Raw genomic sequence first — 5,170 nt, 5'->3', positions numbered from 1 at the left:
TGGGAACAGGGAACAGGGAACAGGGAATAGGGAATAGGAAAGAAATAAAGATTAGGTGTACTTCATGAAACTAAGAAATGCTATATCATTTCCGGATAATACCAATTCCCATGCATTATTGCTATACTTGGGCAATACTTCAGTTATCAATTAATCAGCACAGGCAAAATCACTTTTTTGCTAATTTTAGCTAAATTAATCTTAATTATTCTTATGTTTGCTTCCCCTCCACCGGAGGGGGAGGGGCAAGGGGTTGGTTTCCTGCTCAACAAAATGTAGAAAAGTTTTTTAGAAATGGTATCATTAGGGCTTGCTGATTAAATCTAAAAGTATTTACTGATATTGGTTTTAGCCTTTTTGGGGTCTTTAAAAAGTGCACCTGTTTCAGTCTAAAACCCTCAAAAAATTAGTATTTTAGGCGCATAGTTGGGCAGAAAAATCCCAAATTGACAATTCTTACTCCTACCTGCTCTAAGTACCTATTTATCCTGTCTCCTGTCTTCCCCTCCACCGGAGGGGTTAGGGGTGGGTTGTCTCCTGTCTCCTACCCTCACCCATAAGACTTTTTCAGCAAACCCTAATTAGCGATAGAACTCCGTTCTGCTGACTAGAACAAAAACTTTCTCCTCTTCTTCCTTCTCCTCTTCTTCCTTCTTCCTTCTTCCTTCTTCCTTCTTCCTACATTTAATCATTCTCTAGAGGAGTTAAAAGTAAGCTTCCCGTTTCTGGAAATCCCAAATTATTAGACTTATCAAATCGCCAATGTTGCTGATAACGACTAAGAAAATTCTGACCAACAATCCCATCAATACCTATTAAATCAAGAATTTGATTATCAATAATTACCCCATCTAATTGAGATACTTCATACTGTTGTAAACTCACAGTATCCAACTTGGTTTTATGAGCAATTTCAGTACCACAAAATCCTAAAACATCTATTTTTTCTGCATCAGCAAGATCCACTCCTAATTCATTAGCTAAATTCTGAGATAAAACCATTAAATCTGCTCCTGTATCTAATAGAAACAAAAAAGGTCCTTTACCATTAATTTTTACCTCAGCCAACATAACTCCCATTCTACCTATCAAAGGAATAGCATTATTAACAGAAGAAGAAGGAGGTAGTAACTCCAACTGGGAAGTTTGAGGATTAATAATTACATCAAAACCTTTCAGAAAATCTAAACCTAAAACACCTGATAAATTACCAGGAATAGCTGTTTTAGATAAACCCATTCCTTGCAAACCTTTTACTGTAGCTGCATCAACTTTTATCGTAGGTAAAGTATGGATATTAGCATTAACATTTGAACAGTCATCACCAACAACAAAATAAGATAATAAATCATTGGGAATAGGAGTACTTGCTAAACCCAAATTTTCAGCTATTTTGCTTTCTATAATTGTATTAGAAGCACCTGTATCTAATAAAAAATTTTTAGTTTCCCCTGCCACTATTACTGGAAGAGTAAATACCTGACTATTTGTAAGTTTTTCAAGCTTAACAGTAGCTTTTCCTTGACTCAGAATTCCTGGTAAACTAGCTCCACTTATTTCTAATAATGCTTCCATTCTTTGATTAGCATCAGGGCGAAATTTACCATCTGGAGATAACATTATTACTCTCATTGTGCATTGCATAGAAGCTACTTGTATTGCTTCTAAAGATGCTTCTGTGGGTTTAACTATTTCTCTGACACATTGAGTGAGTTCTTGTAGAACTTCTTGGGATAGTCCACTAGGTTTTGATGATGGTATTTGAGCAAGGGCGGTAGGATAATTTTGTTCAGTAAAATTGGGCTGAGGTGCAAAAATAAAACCAATAATTCCTATAGCTGAAATAATTAATTTAATTGAGGTTAATTTAATTGAGGTAATTTTTGGCATAATATTCAATCTGCTTTAGCTAGCACCGCTACACGGAAGTCAAAAGTCATTCATCGAGTGCGTAATTCTGAGGAAACCTCAGAATGTAAGACGCACTCAAGACAGTCAAAAGTTATTGATTGGTAAGACTTTTAGGATTTTGTAACTGGTTAGTTATTTCTGCCATCCTGCACTAGCAACTAATTCTGTGCCACCTGACATAAAATTGGTCTAAAACCTAAAACCTACCACCTAAAACCTACCACCTAAAACCTACCACCTACCACCTTTAATCGATTAATAAACTTATTAAGTCGCTCTAAATACTCATCACCAGCAATAGCAGCAACATTATTATGATCTGCACCTGGAACTATATATAAATCTTTAATTTTAGCAGGAGTAACTGCAAATAATTGTTCGCTCATATAGGCAGGAACCGATCCATCTTCCCTGCCATGAATTAACATAATAGGTATATCTAATTTCCGTAACTTTGTAATTGAGTCAAATATTTGATGTAAGATTAACTTTATGGGAAAAATTCTATACATTCCTCCCCTATAATCCACCATCCCTTGCATAGAAGTAAAAGAACTTTGAATAATTAATCCAGCCATTTTCGGATGTCTTATAGCCAACTCAACAGCAATAGCACCTCCCAAAGAATGACCATAAACCAGTATATTTTGCGGATTAACTTTTCTTTGATTAACTAAATACTTCCAGACAATTTCTACATCTTGATAAATCTGTGCTTCACTAGGGAAATTCCCTGTACTTAGCCCATAACCACGATAATCTATCAATAAAACATCAAAACCTAATTTCTGAAATCTATAAGCTGGTTCAACATTCGCTCCGATATTAATACCATTACCATGCAAATATAACAGCACACCCTGAAAATTTGGTGTGTCATAATTAGCAGGTATCCACCATCCATGTATTTGCTCTAACTTACCTTTTCTCTTAGAGGCAGATAACCACACATCTTCGTAGGAAAGATTTACATCTTTCGGCGTTATTTTGATAACAGAACTAGGGAAAAACATAAATCGCTGCTGTAACAATACCAAAAATATACAGACAGCAACATAAGCGATCGCCAAAACTATCCCAATAATTAAAATCAACTTTGCAACTAAAAAATAATGAAATTGCCACATAATAAAAATCGGCAGTTAGGTTTTGATTAACCAATAATTTCCTCAACACCTAACGCCTCATAACTAATAACTAAAAACTAACTTTCTAAAGCCGAGGCAGACGTTTACGCCAATCATTAGATTGTTCATAAACATAAGCAACTTCAAATAATAAAGCTTCCTTCAAAACATTACCAATTAATTGCATACCAATAGGTAAACCTTGTTCATCAAAGCCACAAGGTAAACTCAAAGCAGGTAAACCAGCTAAATTAACTGGGATAGTCATTAAATCAGACAAATACATACTCAGTGGATCATCAGTCTTTTCACCCGCCTTAAAAGCAGTAGTCGGAGCAGTGGGACAAGCCAAAATATCTACCTGAGCAAAAGCCTTATCAAAATCTTCCTTAATCAAAGTCCGGACTTTTTGAGCCTTAAGATAATAAGCATCATAATATCCAGCCGACAAAGCATAAGTACCAATCATAATTCGGCGCTTAACTTCCGTACCAAAACCCTCAGCACGAGTCTGAGCATACATCTCCAAAAGATTTTCCGACTTAGGAGCGCGGAAACCATATTTCACCCCATCATAACGAGCTAAATTTGCTGAAGCTTCCGATGGAGCAATAATATAATAAGTAGGCAAACCGTAGCGGAACCGGGGACAAGAAACCACCTGAATTTCAGCCCCCAACTCCTGTAGCTGTTCCACTGCCTTAGTAAAAGCTTGATTAACAACTGAATCTAAACCTTCACCAAAAGTTTCTTGAATTAGACCAATTCTAATTTGCCCTTTTGGTCTTAAATTTGGTCTCAGGTTCCTCGTATAATTCGGGATAGACACATTAAGACTTGTAGAATCTTTCGGGTCATAACCAGCGATCGCCTGCAACAAAATTGCAGCATCTTCAACAGTCCTACCAAAAGGCCCTATTTGGTCTAAAGAAGAAGCAAAAGCCACCAACCCATAGCGAGAAACCAGACCATAAGTAGGTTTCATGCCTACCACACCACAAAAAGATGCTGGTTGACGAATAGAACCACCAGTATCTGAACCCAATGCAACTACAGACTCTTCAGATGCCACTGCTGCGGCCGAACCCCCAGAAGAACCACCAGGTACTCGTTCCACATCCCATGGGTTAGCCGTAACTTGATAAGCAGAATTTTCCGTCGAACTACCCATGGCAAATTCATCTAGATTTGTCTTACCCAGAATAACTGCGCCAGAATCTAAAAGTTTTTGAGTCACAGTTGATTCATAAGGGGGAATAAAATTTTCTAGAATCTTAGAACCACAAGTAGTAGGGATACCTCGGGTACACATATTGTCCTTCAAAGCAATAGGAATCCCTGCTAATTGTCCAATTTTCTCTCCTGCAGCAATTTGGGCATCCACCTGACGAGCCTGTTCTATGGCCTTTTCTGCCGTAACACAGATAAAGCTTTTCAACTTTGGCTCCAACTGGCTGATGCGTTTTAGGGCCTCTTGGGTAATTTCTACAGCAGAGCGTTCTTTACTTATTAGTTGTTGATGCAGCTCGCTAATGGATGCCATGCCTATACCATTGTTCCTAAAGTTCAGCTATTAGATTATACGGTTATATCGAATTAACTAAAAATAATTTCTATAGCAGGGAATAGGGAATAGGGAATAGGCAACAGGCAACAGGCAACAGGCAACAGGCAACAGGGAATAGGGAATAGGGAATAGGCAACAGGCAACAGGCAACAGTTGGAAAAAAATTCCCCTATCTCAATATCTTTAATCATTACTCATGCAGAGCTTCAGGGATAACTTCTGATTTTTGACTTTTGATTTTTAACTTCTAAACTTTTGACTTTTAACTTTTAATTTTTGACAGGGAACAGGGAACAGGGAATAGGGAATAGGCAACAGGCAACAGGCAACAGGCAACAGGCAACAGGCAACAGGGAATAGGCAACAGGCAACAGGCAACAGTCGGAAAAAATTCCCCTGTCTCAATATCTTTAATCATTACTCATGCAGAGCTTCAGGCTACTTGTCCTTGATATAAAGCAAATCCAATCTGATCTTTTACGGACTCAGGAAACTCTCTTAAATTTTTCAATGAATCCCCAATCCAAAATAGGGGTTTAATTTTTTCGTCACTAGCCATAATATA

3 protein-coding genes are annotated in these 5,170 nt (G+C 37.5%); all 3 read right to left on the bottom strand.

From position 1 onward, the window contains the following. Positions 1-684: 684 nt before the first annotated feature. The 3 genes from F6K54_RS39875 to gatA all read right to left on the bottom strand — a co-directional run bounded on the left by F6K54_RS39875 (position 685) and on the right by gatA (position 4,581). On the bottom strand, positions 685-1,890 hold the full coding sequence (locus F6K54_RS39875; protein WP_293089861.1) for a retropepsin-like aspartic protease: 1,206 nt from the start codon (positions 1,888-1,890) through the stop codon (positions 685-687). Between the two features lie 245 nt (positions 1,891-2,135). Continuing rightward, the gene (locus F6K54_RS39870; protein WP_293089859.1) at positions 2,136-3,038 is read right to left on the bottom strand and encodes an alpha/beta hydrolase; all 903 of its coding nucleotides are present in this window, start codon (positions 3,036-3,038) and stop codon (positions 2,136-2,138) included. Positions 3,039-3,123: 85 nt separating this feature from the next. Then, positions 3,124-4,581, bottom strand: coding sequence for an Asp-tRNA(Asn)/Glu-tRNA(Gln) amidotransferase subunit GatA (gene gatA / locus F6K54_RS39865; RefSeq protein ID WP_293089857.1), 1,458 nt, complete (start codon positions 4,579-4,581; stop codon positions 3,124-3,126). Positions 4,582-5,170: the final 589 nt, after the last annotated feature.

This window comes from Okeania sp. SIO3B5 (genome assembly GCF_010692555.1).
Classification (GTDB): Bacteria; Cyanobacteriota; Cyanobacteriia; order Cyanobacteriales; family Microcoleaceae; genus Okeania.
Note: the sequence above shows the minus strand (reverse complement) of the source record. Positions and strands in the feature narration are given on the sequence as shown.

Excerpts from the sequence above, each read along its gene's own strand:
- F6K54_RS39875 (WP_293089861.1), bottom strand. The coding sequence starts at position 1,890 with ATGCCAAAAATTACCTCAATTAAATTAACCTCAATTAAATTAATTATT.
- F6K54_RS39870 (WP_293089859.1), bottom strand. The coding sequence starts at position 3,038 with ATGTGGCAATTTCATTATTTTTTAGTTGCAAAGTTGATTTTAATTATT.
- gatA (WP_293089857.1), bottom strand. The coding sequence starts at position 4,581 with ATGGCATCCATTAGCGAGCTGCATCAACAACTAATAAGTAAAGAACGC.